This is a genomic window from Klebsiella sp. ME-303, assembly GCF_007910085.1.
GTDB classification, from domain to species: domain Bacteria; phylum Pseudomonadota; class Gammaproteobacteria; order Enterobacterales; family Enterobacteriaceae; genus Klebsiella; species Klebsiella michiganensis.
The window spans coordinates 52,184-70,308 of sequence record NZ_VOJB01000062.1 but is presented as its reverse complement, the minus strand read 5'-3'; the positions used below and the strand labels follow the sequence as shown (position 1 = coordinate 70,308).

The window sequence follows — 18,125 nt, the reverse complement described above, 5'->3', positions numbered from 1 at the left end:
AGGCGAAGCGATCTCCCTCGCTTCGCCTTCAACTTATGGCAGCACCATCTCTACCGCCGGAGCGGACTGCGGGTCGATATTACGGCCAAGCGCCGTCAGCGCCGCCTGGTACGGGCACAGCGTCCCGACGGCGGTGGTCCGGCAGCCCGCCTGATGCCACTCCTGGCGCAGCAGCGGATGCTGGCTATCCGGCGTTTGCAGGCGGCGTAAATCGTCCAGACTTTGCGCCTGGAAGTAGACGCGCAGGTAGCGTTTTCCGCTATGGGTGTCGCGCCAGCGTTCCAGTACCAGGCTGCTGCCCGGCGGGATATTGCCGCGGCTGTACCCCGGCAGCTGCCAGCTAAAGTCCATTAACGTCCGCACCATGGCGATATTGGTATCGTGCGCCACCAGCAGCAGCCAGCGCACGTTCGGCGCGGCGCCCTCTTTTACCCCTTCGAGCATGGCGTTGAGCAGAATCGAGCCGCGTTTTTGCGCGGTATAAAACACATCGTTGCTCAGATCGTAGTTCTCCGTCAGCAGCGGCAGCAGGGCGGTGACCTGGCTGGCGCGGGTAATATTGCCCCACGCCAGCTGGCTGAGAGGCAGGTTCTCGCTCCAGCCCAGACGCAGCGTCTCAACCATATTGGCCATCACGCTCAGCCCGCTAATCGACGTTTTGCCGCTTTTGCTCTGCTCCACCTGCCACGGCAGGTCAAATACCGGGCAGGGCTTATCGGGCGCGCAGACGGCGTTTTTCAGCAGCTGAATCACCGGAGCCAGCGCCTGCCGACGCTGCGCCAGATCGCCGGCCGTCTTCTTCACTTCCGCCAGCTGGCGGGCGGGATCGGTTTGCGTGGCGGCAAATTTATCGGTCTGAAACAGCGGGTCGGCGTCGCCGCTGACGTGATGAATCATCACGCCGCAGCCGGGAAAGGCGCCGTCCACCAGCGCCTGGGCGGTGGCCCGCGTGCGCTGCAGGGGGCTGGCGCGCACGTAAATTTCTCCGCTCGCCGGACAGCCCGCCGCGAGCAGTCCGAGCTGACGATAGCGTGCGCCTTCATCGCGACCTTTATTGACGACGGCGGCGTAGCCGTGGCCGGTCAGCTCCCCGTCGTGGGTGGTCCACTGCGTCCACGGACGCTGGGTCGCGGCTTCGATAGCCTCCCGGTTGCCCTCCGTCGGCGGACGAATTCCGTGGCGGCTGAGCTCAACCACTTTTTCCAGCGTAAACTGCGCGGCGGCGTGGCCCGGCGCGGCCAGCAGCGGCAGGGCGCAGGCGAGCAGCAGGCGTAGCAAAACCTGATGTCGTACGGGCATCATAAAATCTTCCTTATAAGTTAAACGGTTATGACGAGAATGAGGTCTGACGCTCTATCGCGTGTCGCCTGGCGACAATCGCGGCGGTGGTAAAACAGAATAGCGCGGACATCAGGCCGGTGCCTACCCAAAACAGCGATAGCGTACTGAAGTCATACAGCGTTTTGCCATTTTCGATTATCGATGTTTTATCGATGATGATGCCGGTCAGAAACTCGCCGAGTCCCGCCCCCGCGTAGCTGGCGATACCGATGGTGCCGAGCGCGGCGCCCGCGGCTTTACGGGACGAAATATCGACGGCGATCAGTCCGCCAAGGAAGCAGGTCAACGCCCCGATGGTAGCGCCGAAGATAATCATCGCCAGAATATCGGTGTAGTAGCCGTGCGGCGACCAGAGCATCAGCGCGAAGCCGGCGGTGTTGAGCAGGCTGATAAAACCGGCCATCACGCTGCGGTTGCGCGGGAAGAAGCGGTCGGAGAGCATCCCGGCGATAATCGTTCCGGCAATACCCGCGATAGCGTTGACCCCGATAATCCCGGACGCTTCGAGGGTAGAGTAGGCTTTATCCTGCTCCAGGAAGAAGATCCCCCATGAGTTCACCGCGTAGCGGTCGATATACATAAACGCCGAGGCCAGCGCCAGCGCCCACAGGGCCGGGTTGCGCAGCGCCAGCAGCTGGTTTTTAAACACCGAGCCGCGGGCTTCCGTCTCCTCCAGCGGTTCGTCGCGAATCACGTTGATTGACGGGAAGCCGCAGCTTTGCGGCGAGTCGCGCATAAACAACAGCATCAGCACCACCCCGGCGGCGCCGAGCGCGGCGGTCGACAGATAGCCCATCTGCCAGCCGAATCCGGCAATCACCGCCGCGATCACCATATAGGTCATCGCTTCGCCGATGTTATGCGCCGTCGACCAGATGGCGTAAAAAGTGCCTCGCTCTTTACAGCCGTACCAGCGCGCCAGCGATACCACGCACGGGCCGACGCCCATCGACTGCGCCCAGCCGTTAATCCCCCAGAAGATAGCCAGCAGCATGGCGTTGCTGGTCATCCCCATCATCAGGTTCATCCCGGCGCTCAGCAGCAGCCCAAGGCTCATATAGCGCACCACGTTGGCATGATCGGCGATAAAGCCGTTGACCAGCTTGCCGATGGCGTAGCTGAAAAACAGCGTTGAGCCGATCATGCCCAGCTCCGTCGGGGTAATGCCGAGCTCCACCAGCGCGCTTTTGGCGACGGTGAACGACAGCCGGCAAACGTAGAACGTGACGTACGCCAGAGTCATGGTAATAAAGGTTTGCCAGCGCACGCTGCGAAAGCGCCGCTCATCGAACTCGCCGCCCGCTTTGGGCGGCGAAGCGCGAAAAAATGCGATAATTCTTCCAGACATAATGGTATCTCCGAAGGTCGGAGGCCTGACTGATTAGTGTGGTTCGTCCATGAGGTTTAACCCGTCATACTTCAAGTTGCATATGCGTTGGCTGCGTTCGTTCACCCCAGTCACTTACCAGAGTAAGCTCCTGGGGATTAATGAGAGGCTCCTGCCTCTCACCGGAGGCCAGCCTTCGGCTGGTCAAATTCGTTCCCGACGAATTTGTCGCTCACTTGCCGCCTTTCTGCAACTCGAATTATTTAGGGTTGATTGTCGTTGTGTAGAGTACATAATCAGATAAAGCCTGACCCGATGCGGTTAAGGTAATGGGTGACAAAGCATGTTTTTTAATTGTGGATAGAGCGTCTTGCTGGCCAGCAGCAGCGGATTACCGTGACGAATCCCGTCGTTTGCCAGATAGTCGTTGCTGAGGCCGCCCGCTTCGCGCATCAGCACCAGCCCCGGCAGCCCGTCCCAGGGGTTCATATGCGGTTCGTAGTAGCCGATAAGCCTGCCCGCCGCCGCCCAGGCGCTCATCAGCGCCCCGGAGCCGTTGCGGATAAACATCCCGCCGTCGCTCAGCAGCGCATCGAGGAAGGGCAGAAAGACCGCAGGCGTCACGCGGTGCGAGGTGCCGACGCCCATCACGCCCTCTTTGACCGTCGCTGCCGGATGCGGCGCGATAGGCGCATCGTTAAGCCACGCGCCCTGGCCTTTCAGGGCGTGGAACAGCTCGCGATGGTTGGGGTCGTACACCACGCCGATAACCGGTTCGCCGTCGGCTATGATGGCCAGCGACAGGCACCAGGTGTGCAGGCCGTTAAGAAAACAGCTGGTGCCGTCGATGGGATCGACAACCCACAGCACGCGGGCGTCCGGCATCTGCGTCCCGCTCTCTTCGCCGAGAAAACCGTCCTGCGGGAAGGCGTCAGTAATGCGCTGCTTAACAAACGCTTCGACCCGCTTATCGGCGACGCTGACCACGTCCTGCAGATCGTCGCCTTTATGATCCACCGTCAGCCGGTCGCGCTGTTGATAGTATTCGAACGCCAGTTCAGCGGCGGCCTTCGCCAGCTCGCAGGCTAAACGGTAGCGGGCCTGCAGTTCATTTGATTCCAGTGATTTCATCATAACTCCCTATTTTGCACACGTGTGCAAATTGCCTGAAAAAAACGGCCCCGAAGGGCAAAATGAGTGTGGATGGATTAAAAATATTATTCTGTGATCGCTCCGGCATAAAATGAATTTTTCATTTCGCACTTTGACGAACGATCAGTTTCACCGGCACTTCGCGATGGCGTGACGGCAGGCTGAATTTGGCGATCCGCGTGACCAGCAGATCCACCGCGTGGTGGGCGAGCAGGGCGGTATTCTGCTGCACGGTAGTCAGCTGATAGGGCTGCCAGTCCGCCTGGGGAATATCATCGAAGCCGATAATCGCCGGTAGCGAAGCGGCGGGGTTGTCCGCCCGCAGGCCGTCCAGCGCGCCGAGCGCCAGCATATCGGTGGCGCAGAACAGCGCCTGCAGCTGCGGATGCGCGGCAAGCAGCTGCCTGGCGGCGGCAAAGCCCGCCTGATAGCCGCTGCTGTCGCAGAAGTGCGCGGCGACCTCCATGCCCTGAGTATGGGCAACAAACGCTTCGTAGCGCTGGCGGGTGCTGAAGTTATCCAGGCTTTCGCCGATAAACCCGGCCTGGCGCCACTGGCGCTGGGCAAACAGGTCGGCCACCAGCTTCGCGCCCTGCGCGTTGTCGCTGCACACGCGATCGCAGCCGGCCAGCTCGGCGTGGCGGTTGATAAGGGTCACCGGGATTTTTCGCTCCAGATACTCCTCCGCCAGCGACAGCGGCGGCGCCCCGGAGGTGATAATAACCCCCGCGACGTGATAGCTCAGCAGCTGCCTGAGAGACGGGGCGAGCTGCTGCGGATCGTCGGCGTTCATCAGCAGCGGCATAAAACCGTTGAGCGCCAGCTGGTGGACCAGCGGCGACAGCAGCTTGCTGCGGAAGGGGTTATCAAAGCCGGCGGTGACGATGCCGATAAAATTGCTGCTGCCGGTATTCATCGTGCGGGCGATAATGTTGACCTGATAGCCCAGCGTTTCCGCCGCGGCGAGGACCTTCTGGCGGGTTTTTTCCGCCACCGATGCGCCGGGCGTAAAGGTGCGGGAAACCGCGGAACGTGAGACGCCAGCGAGTCGGGCAACGTCCTCTGCCTTAATCCATTTTTTTTCGCTCATAGTATCAGGGTACGGGTTATCCTCAGTGAGCCCGCGCCGACGCAGGAACCCATGGCCGGCACGGAAAAAGTCGTTAAAAGGTACCACATAAATCCCCGGGCGAGCAGTGGGTTGACGCGGCATCGCGGCCGCGTCAACGTCAGGCTTATGCCGGATAGCGAATCTGCTCCGCCTGGCGCTGCAAAATAACTTTGCCGTGACGAATGGAGGTCAGCACTTTGGCCTGGCGGCGCAGCGCGTCGTAGTCGTTTTCCGCATCGAGGATCAGCAGGTTTGCCGGGCGTCCTTCGGCAATGCCGTAGTTGTCGCCGAGGCACAGGGTGCGGGCGCTGTTATCGGTAATCAGATCGAGGCAGCGCTGCAAATCTTCGTATCCCAGCATATGGCAGATATGCAGCCCGGCGTCGAGGATGCGCATGATGTTGCCGTTGCCCAGCGGGTACCACGGATCCTGAATGGAGTCCTGGGCAAAGCAGACGTTGATCCCGGCGCGGTCCAGCTCCGCCACCCGCGTCACGCCGCGGCGTTTAGGCCAGCTGTCGAAGCGCCCCTGCAGGTGAATGCTTTCGGTCGGGCAGGAGATAAAATTGATGCCAGACGCTTTGAGCAGACGGAACAGCTTCGAGCAGTAGGCATTGTCGTAGGAGCCCATGGCGCAGGTATGGCTGGCGGTGACCTGCGCGCCCATGCCGCGCACCCGGGCCTCTTCCGCCAGCACCTCCAGAAAGCGCGACTGCGGGTCGTCGGTTTCATCGCAGTGCACGTCCACCAGGCAGCCGTGGCGCTGGGCCAGGTCCATCAGAAAAACCAGCGAGCTGACGCCCTTATCGCGGGTGTTTTCGTAGTGCGGAATGCCGCCCACCACGTCGGCGCCCATTTCGATGGCGCGGGTCATCAGTTCGCGTCCGCCGGGGAAGGACTCAATGCCCTCCTGCGGGAAGGCGACGATCTGCAGATCGATAAGATGGGCCGCTTCTTTTTTCACTCTCAGCATCGCCTCAAGCGCCGTCAGGGAAGGGTCGGTGACATCAATGTGGGTGCGCACGTGCTGCACGCCGTTGTCGCGCAGCATGCCGATGGTTTTCAGCGCCCGCTGGCATGTATCTTCGACGGTGACGCTCGCTTTGCGCTGGCTCCAGCGGGCGATGCCCTCAAACAGGGTACCGCTCATATTCCACTCCGGCTCGCCCGCCGTCAGGGTGGCGTCAAGATGGATATGCGGTTCGACGAACGGCGGGATGACCAGCTTTTGCTCAGCATCGATATCGTCGGCGTCAGCCGCCTGCGCCGCGGCCTGCGCGGTGATGCTTTTAATCACGCCGTCCTGTAAGTCGAGGGTATAGAGCGCTTCTTGATGGCGCAGGCGCGCGTTGATAATTTTCATGGTTGTTCCCGTAAATGGTTTTGCGACATACGCCAGATCGCTAAGGCGACCGAGGCGTTGAGATGAAACTGCGGGTGGCTGACCGGATAGCCGGTCAGCTTCTCAATACGCTGAATGCGTTGATGCAACGTGTTGCGGTGAATGCCCAGCCGCTCGGCGGCTCTGACCACGTTGCCGCTCTCCTGAAGCAGCGTTTCCAGGGTCTCCATCAGCAGCCAGGGGCTTTTGCGATCCGGCTCAATCAGACAGCCGAGGGTGTCGTGCATAAAGTCGCTCAGCAGGGCGGGGTCGCTAACGGCGGAGAGCAGCTTGATAAACCCCAGCTGCTGGTAGTCGCTGATGCGCTGGGCCGGACGCAGGTTATCGCTGAGGTCCAGCGCCTGACGCGCCTGCGACAGCGCGCGCTGATATCCCTGCAGCTGCTGCACCGGCGCCGAAAGGCCGCACAGCAGCGATAGCCCGTCGTCGCCCTCCGCCAGTGCGATCAGCCACGCCTGGAGCCACGTTTTTTGCTGATAAAATTCGCCTTCCTCATCCGGAAGCAGAAAGAGAAACATATTGCTGCGCTCGACCAGCGGAAAGGGATTACCCTGCTGATTGAGCTGCTGCTGCAGCCGCTGGCGTATGGTGCGGCGGGCCTGCTGCAGCCAGGCTTCGGCCTGCTCCGGCGGAAACTGGCGAAACAGGCGCGGGATCCCCTCAAGGCGCAGCGCCGCCACCCGCAGCGGGCGGGTAAAATCCAGCTGCTGGTGGAGCGCCCGCTGATGCAGGATTTGCAGGTCGGGATAGTCGCCGGTTAACAGCTGCAGCAGAATATCGCGCTGCGATTGCAGGGCGTTTTCGCTGCGCACCAGCGCGGTACCGATGCGTTCGGTCACGATCACCATTTTCAGCAGATAGGGCTGTTCGATCAGCGGAATGCCCAGCTCGTCGGCCAGCGCAATCAGGCGCGGCGAGATCGCCTGAATGTACGCGTCGCCGGTGAGGATCACCATGCCGGCGATCCCGCGCTGCTTGCCCTCCATCAGCAAATGGATCAGGTTTTCTTCATCGCGGGGATGGTTGATCCCGGTGATAAACACCAGCTCCCCGCCCATGATCCATTCGGCGATATTTTCATTTTCCGCCACGTAGTACCAGCGAACCGCCAGCTGCAGCCCCTGCTTACCGGCGCGCAGGCGCATGGCGGAGAGCCCCTCCAGGGCGAGGATTTCGCTGACCGTCAGGCTCACGGCTACTGCTCCGCGACCGAATCAGCGGCGGGCTGACGTTTGCTCAGACGCGTCAGCGCGATATAGACCAGCGCGGAAACGGTAATGCCAACCAGCGGGGCGATCCACGGTGACAGGTAAGCCACCGCCGCGCCCACCGCGTAGGCGCTAAGACCCAGCCAGTTAAAGCGCGGCAAACGGGCGGTGTGCAGCAGCGGATAGCGGCCGCCGCGATAAAACCAGTAGTCGGCGAGGATCACGCCGCCGATGGGCGGAATGATGCTGCCCAGCAGCACGAGGAAAGGGATCAGCATTTCATACATACCGCCAATGGCCAGCAGAATGCCGACGCCGGCGGCGACCACGGTCAGGGTGCGGCGACGCTCGCTGCGCAGCAGATGACAGGCGGCGGCCGAGACGTTATAGATCGTCGGCCCCTGAATCGTCAGCAGGTTGAGGCACAGCATTACCACCGCGGCGACCGACAGCCCCTGCAAAATCAGCACCTCGACGATATCGGCCTGCTGGTAAACGATGGCGCACCAGGCGCCGGCGATAATCATCAGCCCGTTGCCGATCAGGAAGCTGCTCATGCTGGCGACGATGGCGGTGCGGCTGGAGTTGGCCAGCCGCGTCCAGTTCGTCGCCTGGGTCGCGCCGCTGGCAAAGGTGCCGAATACCATGGTAATGGCCGCCGACCAGGTCATGGTTTCACCCGGTTCGATTTGGGTCATCGCCTGCCAGCCGCCGGCGTGATGGGCGGCAAGGTACATCGACACCACCAGCAGAATAAACATCAGCGGTACCGATACGCGCGACAGCGCATCCAGCCCCTTATAGCCCACCAGCGCGGTGACGCAGAATAGGATGCCGAACAGGATCATCAGCGGAATCGTCATCGCCGCAGGCAGGGCGAGGATTTTGACCAGCGAGATGGCGACCGTCGCGGTTCCCCAGGCGTACCATCCCAGCTCGGCGAAGCCGAGAATAAAATCGGCGAGCTTGCTGCCGATTTCACCGAAGCAAAAACGGCCCATCAGTACGGTATTTAGCCCGCTGCGCGCGGCAATCCAGCCGAGCGAGGCGGCGTACAGGGCCAGCAGAAAGTTACCGATAACCGCAATCCACAGCAGGTTAACGATGGAGAAAGAGACGCCAAGCTTGCCCCCCGCGAACATGGTGCCGGTGAAAAAAGTAAAGCTGAACAGAACCATCGAGATGGAAAAAACGCCCTTGCGCCCGGCGGCGGGCGCTTCGACGAGCGGAAAATCATTGCTGTTTGACATGGTGGAACCTCTGAGTGGCTATCCAAATAGCGATGGCAGAGGGGTAGCAAGAGGTGTGCCAGAAAAAGCGGGGCAGAGGTAACACAATGGGGTGGGCAGTATGCACATAAAACGACGTTAAACGGCCGCTGTTTGCCATAAATGTGTGCACAGTGCCATGTTTTGCACCGCCGTGGGGCAGTGGGATGTGACTCCTGCCCCTGCATTTTTGGCGGACGACGGCTGGCGTCTTACCCGAACAGGGGGCAGGTCAGAATCGACAAATGATGCCAATTTTACGCCGTTTCCCGGCGGCACGATCCCCCATCTTTTTAACCGCCCGCAGGCGGTAATTTTGGCGTCATGAAAATGCTCAGTTGTATTGTTGTTAAAAACAGTAATTTCATATGCTTTTCTGATATAACCATTATCAATGTAAGTCTTTCCTGAAATATTGTTCGCTTACGCTGGCGGTGTTAGTATCGGGTAAATAGCCATTTAGACGGCTAAATACAACATCGCTAAACTAAGGAACTGCTATGTGGCAAGAAAGACTCGCGCAACTGGTCACCACCTGTCATTGGATCGGCGCGAAAGGCTGGGCACCGGCCACCGGCGGCAATATGTCGGTGCGTCAGGATGAGACCTGGTGCTGGCTGAGCGAGTCGGGGCGTGATAAAGGCAGCCTGACGACGGAGGATTTCCTGCAGGTGGAGATCGCCAGCAATAAAGCGCCTTCCGGACGTAAACCCTCTGCTGAAACCGGCCTGCATACCCTGGTGTATCGCCTGTTCCCGGAAGCGAATGTCGTGCTGCACGTGCATACCGTCAACGCGACCGTGCTGTCGCGGATTGAAAAAAGCGCCACCCTGGCGCTGCAGGGCTATGAGATGCAGAAAACCCTGACCGGCCAGCACAGCCATCTCGAAACCGTGCCGGTCGCCATTTTTGATAACGACCAGAATATCGATGCCCTGGCGGCGCGCATTGAAGATTATGCGCAGACCCACCCGCTGCGCTACGGCTTCCTGCTGCGCGGCCACGGCCTGACCTGCTGGGGCAAAGACATTCACGAAGCCCGTCGCCAGCTCGAAGGACTGGAATTTTTGTTCGAATGTGAGCTGATGCGCCGCCGCTACGAGCGCGACTAATTTCTCTTCACCAACGGGTCAGGCATGGATTTTTATCTCGGAATCGATATCGGCACCTCGCGCGTGAAAGCGGTGCTGTTTGATGAATGCTTTCAGGCGTGCGCCAGCGCGGCGCAGAACACCGGCCCGCGGCTGTCGGCCAACGGTCACGCCGAGCAGGATATGGCCCAGCTGTGGCAGTCGGTGGTGGCGATTTTACGCGATATTGCCCGGTATCCGGCGCTGCAAAGCGGGCGTTTACGCGCCATCGGCCTTGCCGGGCAGGGCGAAGGGGTCTGGCTCAGCGACGCCGAAGGCGAACCGGTCGGGCCGGGTATCCTGTGGAGCGACACCCGCAGCCGCGACCTGATGAGCGAACTGCTCAGTCGCCCCGGTTTTGACCGTCGCTTCTTTGACGATACCGGTACCCATCTGCAGCCCTGCAACACCAGTATGCAGCTGTACTGGCTCAAGCATCACCAGCCGGAGCGGCTGGCGGCGGCCCGCTATCTGTTTTTCGCCAAGGACTGGATCCGCTTTCGCCTCACCGGCGTCGCGGCGCTGGATCTTACCGATGCCAGCACCTCTTTGCTGAATCAGCAGAGCGGAAAGCTATCCACGGTGGTGCTCAATGAGATGGGCCTGGCAGATTTACAATCTCTGTTCCCACCGCTGCTGGCGCCGGACGCTCAGGCTGGAACGCTGCGTGAAGAGGTCGCGGCGCTGACCGGGCTTCCCGCCGCCACGCCGGTCGCGGCGGGCGCGCTGGATGTGTGCAGCGCGGCGCTGGGCTGCGGCGCGGTCAACGATGGCGATATTTATACCATTCTTGGCACCACCTGCTGCACCGGTATCGTCTGCCACGGTCGCCAGACGGTCAACGAGGGGACGCGCTACGTCACCCATACCGAAGCGGGCAGCTTTATTAACCTTTTTCCGATGCAGGCCGGGACGCCGAACATCGACTGGCTCCAGCAGCAGATTGCGCTGGAGCCGGATTTACAGCAGCTGGAACAGCATATCGCCAGCGTTGAGCCCGGCAGCGGCGGCGTCTTCTGGCAGCCCTACCTCAACGGCGAACGCGCCCCGTTCTTTAGCCCCGAGGCGCGGGCCGGTTATTTCGGCATTAGCCAGCACACCACCCGCGCGGAGCTGCTGCGGGCGGTGTTTGAAGGGCTGGCTTACGCTATCGTCGACTCGCTTCAGGGCTACCCGCAGGGCGGCGAACTGTACCTGACCGGCGGCGGCGCGGCTTCGGCGACCTGGCTGCAAATCATTGCCGACTGCACCGGCAGAACGGTGGTTTCCAGTCCTTTCAACGAGCTTAGCGCGCGCGGCGCGGCGATTCTGGCGGCGCGCAGCGTCGATGCCCTGAGCCGCTATCCGGCGCTGGAGCAGACCCGCTATCGACCCCATCCGCAGGCGCACAGCCGCTACGCCGCGCTCTATCCGGTATATCGCCTGCTGCGCGAGCAGATGCTCCCGGTGTGGCAGGCCCGCCGCGAGGCGCTTCAACGTATTTCTCAGGAACAACGCATATGAAAATTGTTTTTACCGCCGAACACGCCGGCGACCTCAGCGCTTTTCAGCAACTGGGCGAACTGCGGGTAGAAGGCTGGGCGCTGGGCAAGCCGAAGCTGAGCGCAGGCCAGCTGATCGAACTGGCCCACGACGCCGAGGTGCTGGTGACCAGCTACGATGAGGTGACGGAAGCGGTGATCGCCGCCTGCCCGCGTTTACAGGTGATCGCCTGCACCCGCGCCAATCCGGTGAACATCGATACCAAAGCCGCCCAGGCGCGCGGTATCCGCGTGCTCTATACGCCGGGGCGCAACGCGGACGCCGCCGCCGAGCTGACGCTGGGGCTGATGCTGAGCCTGGCGCGGCATATTCCGCAATCCCACGCGGCGCTGAAGCGCGGCGAATTCACCCACGCCGAAAACGCCGCGCAGGCCACCCAGAGCGGACTGCGCCGCGATGTGGTGTGGGACGTTAGTCCGCAAAGCCCTTATGAAGTCTTTAAAGGCAGCGAGCTGCGCAACAAAACCCTGGGGCTGATTGGCTACGGTAATATTGGCCGCCGGGTGGCGCGTATCGCCCGCGCCTTTGGCATGGCGGTACTGGTGGTGGACCCGTTTGTCGCCGCCGAGGATATCAACGAACCGGGGTTGCAAAAGACGACCCTTGAGGGGCTGTTCCGCGAGGCGGATATCGTGAGCCTGCATCTGAGCAGCGGCCCGCACAGCGATGGGCTGGTGAACGCGCCATTGTTGAACAGCATGAAGCCGGGCGCGCTGCTGATCAATACCTCGCGCGCGGCGGTCGTGGACGAAGAAGCGCTGATTCACGCGCTGCGCCATGGCCCGCTGGGCGGCGCGGCGCTGGATGTTTACCATCGCGAGCCGCTGTGGCGCGACCATCCGTTTGTCACCGAGTTTGATAACGTGATTATTACGCCGCATATCGCCGGGGCGACGCGGGAGAGCATTGCTAAACATACGGCGATGATTGCCGCCGACCTCCAGCGCTATGTCGCCGGAGAGCCGCTGCTTTATCAGTGGCGTTAAGCCGCGCTTGCCGCCGCGCAATGCGGCGGCGAAGCTTGTTATCCGCGACGGTGGGTCGCCATAAACTCCTGCGTATGCTGCCAGTCCACCACGCCGGCATCCGATCCCATGCCGGTCGCCACCAGCGCGGCGACGGCGGAAGCCACCTCGCACGCCGCTTTGACGCTTAACCCCCGGGCCAGTGCGGCAATAAAGCCGCCGCAGTAGCTGTCGCCGCAGCCGGTAGTATCTACGGCATCGACCCGGAATGGCGCGATATGCTCGACGGCGCCGTCGCGGGTCAGCAGCCAGGAGCCGTTTTCGCCGTCCTTCAGAATGCAGGTTCCGACGCCAAGCGCAAAGAAGACGCGGGCAATCGCTTCCGGCTGGGTCTCCCCGGAGAGATACGCCGCTTCTTCAAGGGAAGGCATAAAGTAGTCCACCGACGGCAGCAGCGGGCGCAGCAGATCCAGGGTGCCCGCGTCGGGGGCGATTAAATCAAAGCTGGTGGTGACGCCGCGGGCTTTCGCCGCCCGCAGCAGCAGCGCGCTTTGCCCGCTATCCATCGCCGCCAGCAGGCCGGTGCCGCCGTGGTGCAGGAACCGGCAGTCGAGGATCGCGTCAAACTCTTCTTCGCGGATAAAAAGCGCATCGGAAGCGCCCCGACAGTGCAGCGCCGGGCGCTCGCCGTTAGGGCGGATGGGCAGGATCGTCGCCGACGTTTCCTGCTGCGCCTTACGCTGGACCAGCGAGCAGTCGATCCCCAGCCGCGCGTAGCTGGCGAGGATAAAATCGGCTTTTTCATCTTCACCGAGGCAGGCCACCGCGGCGGTGCGAATGCCCAGCTTCGCGGCGTTAATATTGGCCCCGGCGGCGGTTCCGGCGGGGTTAAGACGAATTTGTTCGATAAAGGCTACCCCGCCGCGCGGCGGGATGTCGATCACCGGGCGACCGGCGATATCAAGAATAGTCAGGCCGACAAAGACGGCGTCAAAAGCTGCCATAGGTGCTCCGCTTAACGATGAGTCTGGCGCAGACGCGCCTGCCAGAAGGAGAGGGCCAGCGCGACCACCAGAATCACGCCCACCAGCGCATCCTTCACCAGGTAGTTCAGCCCCATCAGGTTCAGGCCGTTATCAATAATCGCGAGAAACAGCACCCCGCCGAGGGTGCCGGCGATGCTGACCCGGCCGAGCCGGTTAAAGGCGGTGCCGATAAAGACCGCGGCGATGGCGTCCATCAGGTAGGCCTGGCCGGCCAGCGGCGTAAACTGGCGCAGGTTGGCGGAGAGAATGACGCCGCCGACGGCGCACAGCGCGGAGGCCGCCACCAGCACCCACAGCATGGTCCGGCGGTCGCGGATCCCGGCGATACGCGCCGCTTCGCCGTTCTGGCCGATAGCGCGCACGTACTTGCCAAACAGCGTGCGTTCGGTCAGCAGCCAGGCTACCAGCCACAGCGCCAGCACAATCACCACCGGCGTCGGAATACCGGCGATATTGCCGACCGCCAGATCGTGATACTCCGGCGCCATCCGGCGGTAGGAGATAGAGCCGCCGCCGTCGGTATAGATACGCTCGGCGCTGCTGGCGATAAACCAGGTGCCGAGGGTGGCGAGGAACGGACGAATCTGGCAGACAAGGATCAGAAAGGCGTTCAGCAGGCCGATAATCACCCCGCCGAGCAGCGCGCAGCCCACCGCCGCCTGCCACGGCAGGTGCCAGGTCTTCAGCGCCACCAGCGCAAAAGCGGCGCCGAAATCCAGCGCCACGCCGACGGAGAGGTCAATCGCCCCGGCGCTAACGATAAGGGTCATCGCCATCGCCACGATCAGCAGAATCGCGCTGCCCTGCAGCAAATTGGCCCAGTTATCGAAGGTCAGAAATACCGGGTTCGCCCAGCCGAACAGGGCAATCGCCAGCAGGGTAATGACGCCGAATCCTGCCCGCGATAGCCACGCCAGCGGACCGCTGCCGGTTTGCCCCGTTGAGGGGGTCTTGAGCGTCAGTTGGCTCATTAATGGCCTCCTTTATGTCTGACCGCCGAAGCCGCCAGCACCACGAGGATCAGGCCGCCTTTGATCGCGCCCATCCAGAAAATATTCACTCCCAGCAGGCCGAGCCCGTTAGAGAGCGCGTTGACCAGCACCGCGCCGAGCAGCGCCCCCCAGATGGTGACCACGCGCCGCCGCGAGAACGCCGCGCCGATAAAGGTCGCGAGGACGGTTTCCAGCAGCAGCGGCGTCGCCGTGCCGCTGGAGCTGCCTGAGCCCTGGCTGAGCAGCGGCAAAATCGCCAGGCCGGCGGCGATGCCCGCCAGCAGCCAGACGATAATGGTCAAACGGCGAACGTTGAGTCCGCTCATCTGCGCCATATCGCGGTTACCGCCCACCGCCTGTAAATGCTGGCCGAAGCGGGAGTGGTGGAGCAAAAACTGAAACAGCGCGAAGACCGCCAGCAGATAGAGCAGCGGCCAGGGAATGCCGAACAGATCGTTATCGCGAAAGGCCACCATCAGCGGGTCGCTCACCGCGATGCGCCGCTGGCCGGTCAGCAGGTCGGTCAGGCCGGTGAAGGCCACCGAAGTTGACAGGGTCGCCAGCAGCGGCGGCAGGCCCGCCGCCAGCACCAGCGTGGCGTTGACGGCGCCGCAGGCCAGGCTAACGGCGATCAGCAGTAACAACAGCGCCAGGTAAGGGGTGTTCCACTCCGCCATGCCGAGGCTGAGCAGCGCGACGCCGAGCACCGCGATGGCGGGCAGCGACAGGTCGATGCCGCCGGAGACCACATCATCGCCGCCGACGGCAATCACGCAGACCAGGCCGAAGCAGAGGATCGCCAGCGGCACGCTTTGCACCAGCATCATGCTGATATTTTGCCAGCTTAAAAAGAAAGGCGACTGCAGGCTGAGCCAGATCAGCAGCGCAAAAAAGAGAATCAGGGGAAATTTTTCGATAAGCGTCGTGATGCCCGGAAGGGGGCGGCGCTGGATACCTGCACTCATACCTGTTGTTCCTGTCCACCGTTAATCGTCACCAGCAGCGCGTCCAGCGTCAGCCCCCGGGTCGGGAGATTGGCCACCAACTCGCCGCGCCACATCACCAGGATGCGGTCGCAAAGGCCCAGCAGCTCCGGCGCGTCGCTGGATGAGACCAGTACGCCGCGACCGCGATCCGCCAGCTCGCGGGTGCGCTGATAAATATCGCGGCGCGCGCCGATATCCACCCCGAGAGTGGGTTCATCAAGAATAAAAAGCCGCGCATCGGTGCCCAGCCAGCGGGCGAGAATCGCCTTTTGCTGGTTGCCGCCGCTCATAAAGCGCACCGGAAGCTCCGGACGGCCGGGGCGGATAGAGAGCTGGTCGATCCAGCTGCGCGCTTTTTCCAGCGCCCGGCCGCGGTGCTCCCAGCCGAAAGTGGCGGTCTCCGGTAGCGAGGCCAGATTGATATTGTCGGCGGTGGTGAAGGGGAGAATCAGCCCCTGATGGCGGCGGTCGCGCGGCACCAGGGCCAGTCCGGCCCGGGTAGCCTGATACGGCGTCCGCAGCCGCTTCGGCTGGCCGTCAACGCTTATCGTACCGCTGCGGGCGCGGCGTAGCCCGTAAAGCAGATCGATCAGCACGTCGCGCCCGGCGCCCAGCAGTCCGGCGACGCCGACGATCTCGCCCGGCTGAATATCAAAGGTAATATCGCGTAACTGCTGCCCGTCGCTGAGATGGCGAACCGACAGTACCGGGGCAGCGGCATCGACTTGATGCGCGCTGCTCTGGCGCGGGGTATAGAGCTGTTCGATATCGCGGCCGACCATCATTTTGATCAGCGCGTCGGTATTCTGCAGAAGCGCCCGGTCGGGGTAGCCGACCACCTCGCCGTTACGTAGCACCGTGCCGCGATCGCAAAGGGCGGCGATTTCGTTGAGATAGTGGGAAATGTAGAGAATCGCGATCCCCTGTTCCCGCAGGCGCAGAATCGCGGAGGTGACCAGGCCGGCTTCCTGCGCTTCCAGCGGCGCGGTGGGCTCATCGAATACCACCAGCTTTGCCGCGCCGTCGATCAGCGCTCTGGCGATTTGCACCAGCTTGCGTTCGGCGAGGCTGAGGTCGCGGATCAGGCGGCGGGGATGAATATCCAGCTGCCAGCTGTCGCGGAAAAACGCCCGGGTGGCCGCGTTCATTCGCCGCCGGTCCAGCGCGCCCCAGCGGGTGCGGTACTCCTGGCCGAGAAACACCGATTCCGCCACCGTAAAGTGCGGGATTAGGTTGAGTTCCTGGTGAATAACGCGGATACCCAGCGCTTCAATCGCCGCGGGATTGCCGAGCGGCAGCGGCGCGCCGTCAAGGGTGGCGCTGCCGCTGTCGGCCCGGTAGACGCCCGCGAGGATTTTTATTAGCGTCGATTTTCCCGCGCCGTTCTCGCCGATCAGGCCGTGAATTTCACCGGGATTCAGAAGCAGCGTGACCGCATTTAATGCAGTCACGTTGGCAAAGCTTTTGCCGATCTGGTTCATCGCCAGACCAGCGGCGGGGTTAACCCCGCCGGAGGATGGAGTGATCACTGCAGTTCGCCATATCCCAGCTGTTTGTAGACCGCTTTTGCCTCCTGCGGGCCTTTCACCGGCACCACCGGAATAAAGGTCTGCAGCGGCAGCTTCTGTTTGTCGAAGTAGCGCGCGACGTTATCGGCGGAGGTCTGGCCGATCAGGTGCGGCTGCTGGGCGACGTTGGCGACGAACGGGCTGCCCGGCTCGGCCATGATCTCCAGGGTTTCCGGGCCGGCGTCGATCGCGGTGACCTTGACGTCTTTATCGCGGCCGGTCTCTTCCAGCGCCTGGACAATACCGATAGCCGGCTGATCCCAGCAGGCGACATGGATGGCGTCGAGTTTGCCTTTTGGATACTGGCTCAGCAGTTCGAGGGTTTTCTTACGCGCATCTTCCGGCGAGTTGGCAAACTGCTCGGCCAGCTCCGGCTGAATAATGTGAATATCCGGATAATCCTTGAGGACATATTTCCACTGGTCATAACGAATGCCGCAAATACGCAGGGAGCTGGAGAATGCGTTAAATACCGCAACGTTGCCTTTGCCGCCCAGTTCATCGGCCATATAGCGACCAATGGTCGATCCCAGGGTGTAGTTATCGGAGGTGGTGTTATTGACCGAATATTTTGAAACGTGGTCTACGGTAAATACCGGAATGCCGGCATCGCGTAGCGCTTTGAATTTAGGCTCAACGGCGCTGTCGCCCAGAATGCTAATTACCGCATCGACCTTGCGCGACAGTAAAATATCGTGGTTATTCGCATGAACCTGGTTATCGCGGCCGCCATCGACGCCGATTACTTTACCCCCCAGTTTCTCTACCTCTTCGGTCGCACCCTTATAGGCTTCACGATCCCAGAAGTGCTGCGTCCCGACCACGGCGACGCCGATAGTTTTTCCCTGAAGTGATAAGGCCTCCGCCGCCAGAGCGTTGACGGAGGCGAGCGAGAGCAGGCCCAGCGCGATGGGCAATAATTTCATTTTCTGCGACATTCTTATTATGGTCCTGTGATGGAGGTGGCTGTGCGGAGCAGTAGCATGACAACAACAGCCACACAATCTCAAATACAAAATATGTCTAAGTTATACCCGTTATACTTCAAGTTGCATGTGCGTTGGCTACGTGCGTTCACCCGAATCGC

General features: G+C 61.8%; 15 protein-coding genes. 3 read left to right on the top strand and 12 right to left on the bottom strand.

Going from position 1 to position 18,125, the window contains the following annotated elements; genetic code table 11:
• Positions 1 to 33 precede the first annotated feature (33 nt).
• From FQK12_RS07700 to codB, 7 genes are all read right to left on the bottom strand, one after another.
• Positions 34 to 1,302 carry a histidine-type phosphatase gene (locus FQK12_RS07700; RefSeq protein WP_014228372.1) on the bottom strand — a complete coding sequence of 423 codons (1,269 nt, stop codon included), beginning with the start codon at positions 1,300 to 1,302 and terminating at the stop codon, positions 34 to 36.
• Positions 1,303 to 1,327: 25 nt separating this feature from the next.
• Positions 1,328 to 2,689, bottom strand: coding sequence for an MFS transporter (locus FQK12_RS07695; protein ID WP_004848711.1), 1,362 nt, complete (start codon positions 2,687 to 2,689; stop codon positions 1,328 to 1,330).
• Between the two features lie 300 nt (positions 2,690 to 2,989).
• The gene (locus tag FQK12_RS07685) at positions 2,990 to 3,799 is read right to left on the bottom strand and encodes an inositol monophosphatase family protein (protein WP_014228373.1); all 810 of its coding nucleotides are present in this window, start codon (positions 3,797 to 3,799) and stop codon (positions 2,990 to 2,992) included.
• A 121-nt stretch (positions 3,800 to 3,920) separates the two neighbouring features.
• On the bottom strand, positions 3,921 to 4,910 hold the full coding sequence (locus tag FQK12_RS07680) for a LacI family DNA-binding transcriptional regulator (protein WP_014228374.1): 990 nt from the start codon (positions 4,908 to 4,910) through the stop codon (positions 3,921 to 3,923).
• Positions 4,911 to 5,055: 145 nt separating this feature from the next.
• Positions 5,056 to 6,294 carry a cytosine deaminase gene (gene codA, locus FQK12_RS07675; RefSeq protein ID WP_014228375.1) on the bottom strand — a complete coding sequence of 413 codons (1,239 nt, stop codon included), beginning with the start codon at positions 6,292 to 6,294 and terminating at the stop codon, positions 5,056 to 5,058.
• Complete coding sequence (locus FQK12_RS07670) at positions 6,291 to 7,526, bottom strand: PucR family transcriptional regulator (protein ID WP_014228376.1); 1,236 nt, start codon at positions 7,524 to 7,526, stop codon at positions 6,291 to 6,293. Before FQK12_RS07670 ends, codA begins: the two co-directional genes overlap by 4 nt.
• Positions 7,527 to 7,528: 2 nt before the next feature.
• Positions 7,529 to 8,791: a cytosine permease gene (gene codB / locus FQK12_RS07665; RefSeq protein ID WP_014228377.1), complete on the bottom strand. Its 1,263-nt coding sequence runs from the start codon at positions 8,789 to 8,791 to the stop codon at positions 7,529 to 7,531.
• A gap of 518 nt (positions 8,792 to 9,309) precedes the next feature.
• Here codB and FQK12_RS07660 point away from each other — a divergent pair.
• The 3 genes from FQK12_RS07660 to FQK12_RS07650 are packed head-to-tail and all read left to right on the top strand — an operon-like array spanning position 9,310 to position 12,467.
• Entirely contained in the window at positions 9,310 to 9,921 is a 612-nt protein-coding gene (locus tag FQK12_RS07660; RefSeq protein ID WP_014228378.1) for a methylthioribulose 1-phosphate dehydratase, read from the top strand.
• 24 nt (positions 9,922 to 9,945) lie between these two features.
• Positions 9,946 to 11,442 (top strand): FGGY-family carbohydrate kinase, encoded by a 1,497-nt coding sequence (locus tag FQK12_RS07655; RefSeq protein ID WP_014228379.1) that lies wholly within the window; start codon positions 9,946 to 9,948, stop codon positions 11,440 to 11,442.
• On the top strand, positions 11,439 to 12,467 hold the full coding sequence (locus tag FQK12_RS07650) for a 2-hydroxyacid dehydrogenase (protein ID WP_004848726.1): 1,029 nt from the start codon (positions 11,439 to 11,441) through the stop codon (positions 12,465 to 12,467). Before FQK12_RS07655 ends, FQK12_RS07650 begins: the two co-directional genes overlap by 4 nt.
• 38 nt (positions 12,468 to 12,505) lie before the next feature.
• Here FQK12_RS07650 and FQK12_RS07645 read toward each other — a convergent pair whose 3' ends face one another.
• From FQK12_RS07645 to FQK12_RS07625, 5 genes are read right to left on the bottom strand one after another with little or no spacing between them, the layout of a single operon-like run.
• Positions 12,506 to 13,450 carry a carbohydrate kinase family protein gene (locus FQK12_RS07645; RefSeq protein WP_014228380.1) on the bottom strand — a complete coding sequence of 315 codons (945 nt, stop codon included), beginning with the start codon at positions 13,448 to 13,450 and terminating at the stop codon, positions 12,506 to 12,508.
• An 11-nt stretch (positions 13,451 to 13,461) separates the two neighbouring features.
• Positions 13,462 to 14,463: an ABC transporter permease gene (locus tag FQK12_RS07640; protein ID WP_004848729.1), complete on the bottom strand. Its 1,002-nt coding sequence runs from the start codon at positions 14,461 to 14,463 to the stop codon at positions 13,462 to 13,464.
• Entirely contained in the window at positions 14,463 to 15,449 is a 987-nt protein-coding gene (locus FQK12_RS07635) for an ABC transporter permease (protein ID WP_014228381.1), read from the bottom strand. The genes FQK12_RS07640 and FQK12_RS07635 overlap by 1 nt, the downstream gene beginning before the upstream one ends.
• Positions 15,446 to 16,951, bottom strand: coding sequence for a sugar ABC transporter ATP-binding protein (locus tag FQK12_RS07630; RefSeq protein WP_047725149.1), 1,506 nt, complete (start codon positions 16,949 to 16,951; stop codon positions 15,446 to 15,448). The genes FQK12_RS07635 and FQK12_RS07630 overlap by 4 nt, the downstream gene beginning before the upstream one ends.
• 44 nt (positions 16,952 to 16,995) lie before the next feature.
• On the bottom strand, positions 16,996 to 17,976 hold the full coding sequence (locus FQK12_RS07625) for a sugar ABC transporter substrate-binding protein (RefSeq protein ID WP_014228382.1): 981 nt from the start codon (positions 17,974 to 17,976) through the stop codon (positions 16,996 to 16,998).
• Positions 17,977 to 18,125 lie beyond the last annotated feature (149 nt).

Bases quoted from the DNA above. Each gene is read 5' to 3' on its own strand.
- FQK12_RS07625 (WP_014228382.1), bottom strand. From the start codon at position 17,976: ATGTCGCAGAAAATGAAATTATTGCCCATCGCGCTGGGCCTGCTCTCG.
- FQK12_RS07695 (WP_004848711.1), bottom strand. From the start codon at position 2,689: ATGTCTGGAAGAATTATCGCATTTTTTCGCGCTTCGCCGCCCAAAGCG.
- FQK12_RS07630 (WP_047725149.1), bottom strand. From the start codon at position 16,951: ATGAACCAGATCGGCAAAAGCTTTGCCAACGTGACTGCATTAAATGCG.
- FQK12_RS07640 (WP_004848729.1), bottom strand. From the start codon at position 14,463: ATGAGCCAACTGACGCTCAAGACCCCCTCAACGGGGCAAACCGGCAGC.
- FQK12_RS07645 (WP_014228380.1), bottom strand. From the start codon at position 13,450: ATGGCAGCTTTTGACGCCGTCTTTGTCGGCCTGACTATTCTTGATATC.
- FQK12_RS07635 (WP_014228381.1), bottom strand. From the start codon at position 15,449: ATGAGTGCAGGTATCCAGCGCCGCCCCCTTCCGGGCATCACGACGCTT.
- FQK12_RS07655 (WP_014228379.1), top strand. From the start codon at position 9,946: ATGGATTTTTATCTCGGAATCGATATCGGCACCTCGCGCGTGAAAGCG.
- FQK12_RS07680 (WP_014228374.1), bottom strand. From the start codon at position 4,910: ATGAGCGAAAAAAAATGGATTAAGGCAGAGGACGTTGCCCGACTCGCT.
- codB (WP_014228377.1), bottom strand. From the start codon at position 8,791: ATGTCAAACAGCAATGATTTTCCGCTCGTCGAAGCGCCCGCCGCCGGG.
- FQK12_RS07685 (WP_014228373.1), bottom strand. From the start codon at position 3,799: ATGAAATCACTGGAATCAAATGAACTGCAGGCCCGCTACCGTTTAGCC.
- FQK12_RS07700 (WP_014228372.1), bottom strand. From the start codon at position 1,302: ATGATGCCCGTACGACATCAGGTTTTGCTACGCCTGCTGCTCGCCTGC.
- FQK12_RS07650 (WP_004848726.1), top strand. From the start codon at position 11,439: ATGAAAATTGTTTTTACCGCCGAACACGCCGGCGACCTCAGCGCTTTT.
- FQK12_RS07660 (WP_014228378.1), top strand. From the start codon at position 9,310: ATGTGGCAAGAAAGACTCGCGCAACTGGTCACCACCTGTCATTGGATC.
- codA (WP_014228375.1), bottom strand. From the start codon at position 6,294: ATGAAAATTATCAACGCGCGCCTGCGCCATCAAGAAGCGCTCTATACC.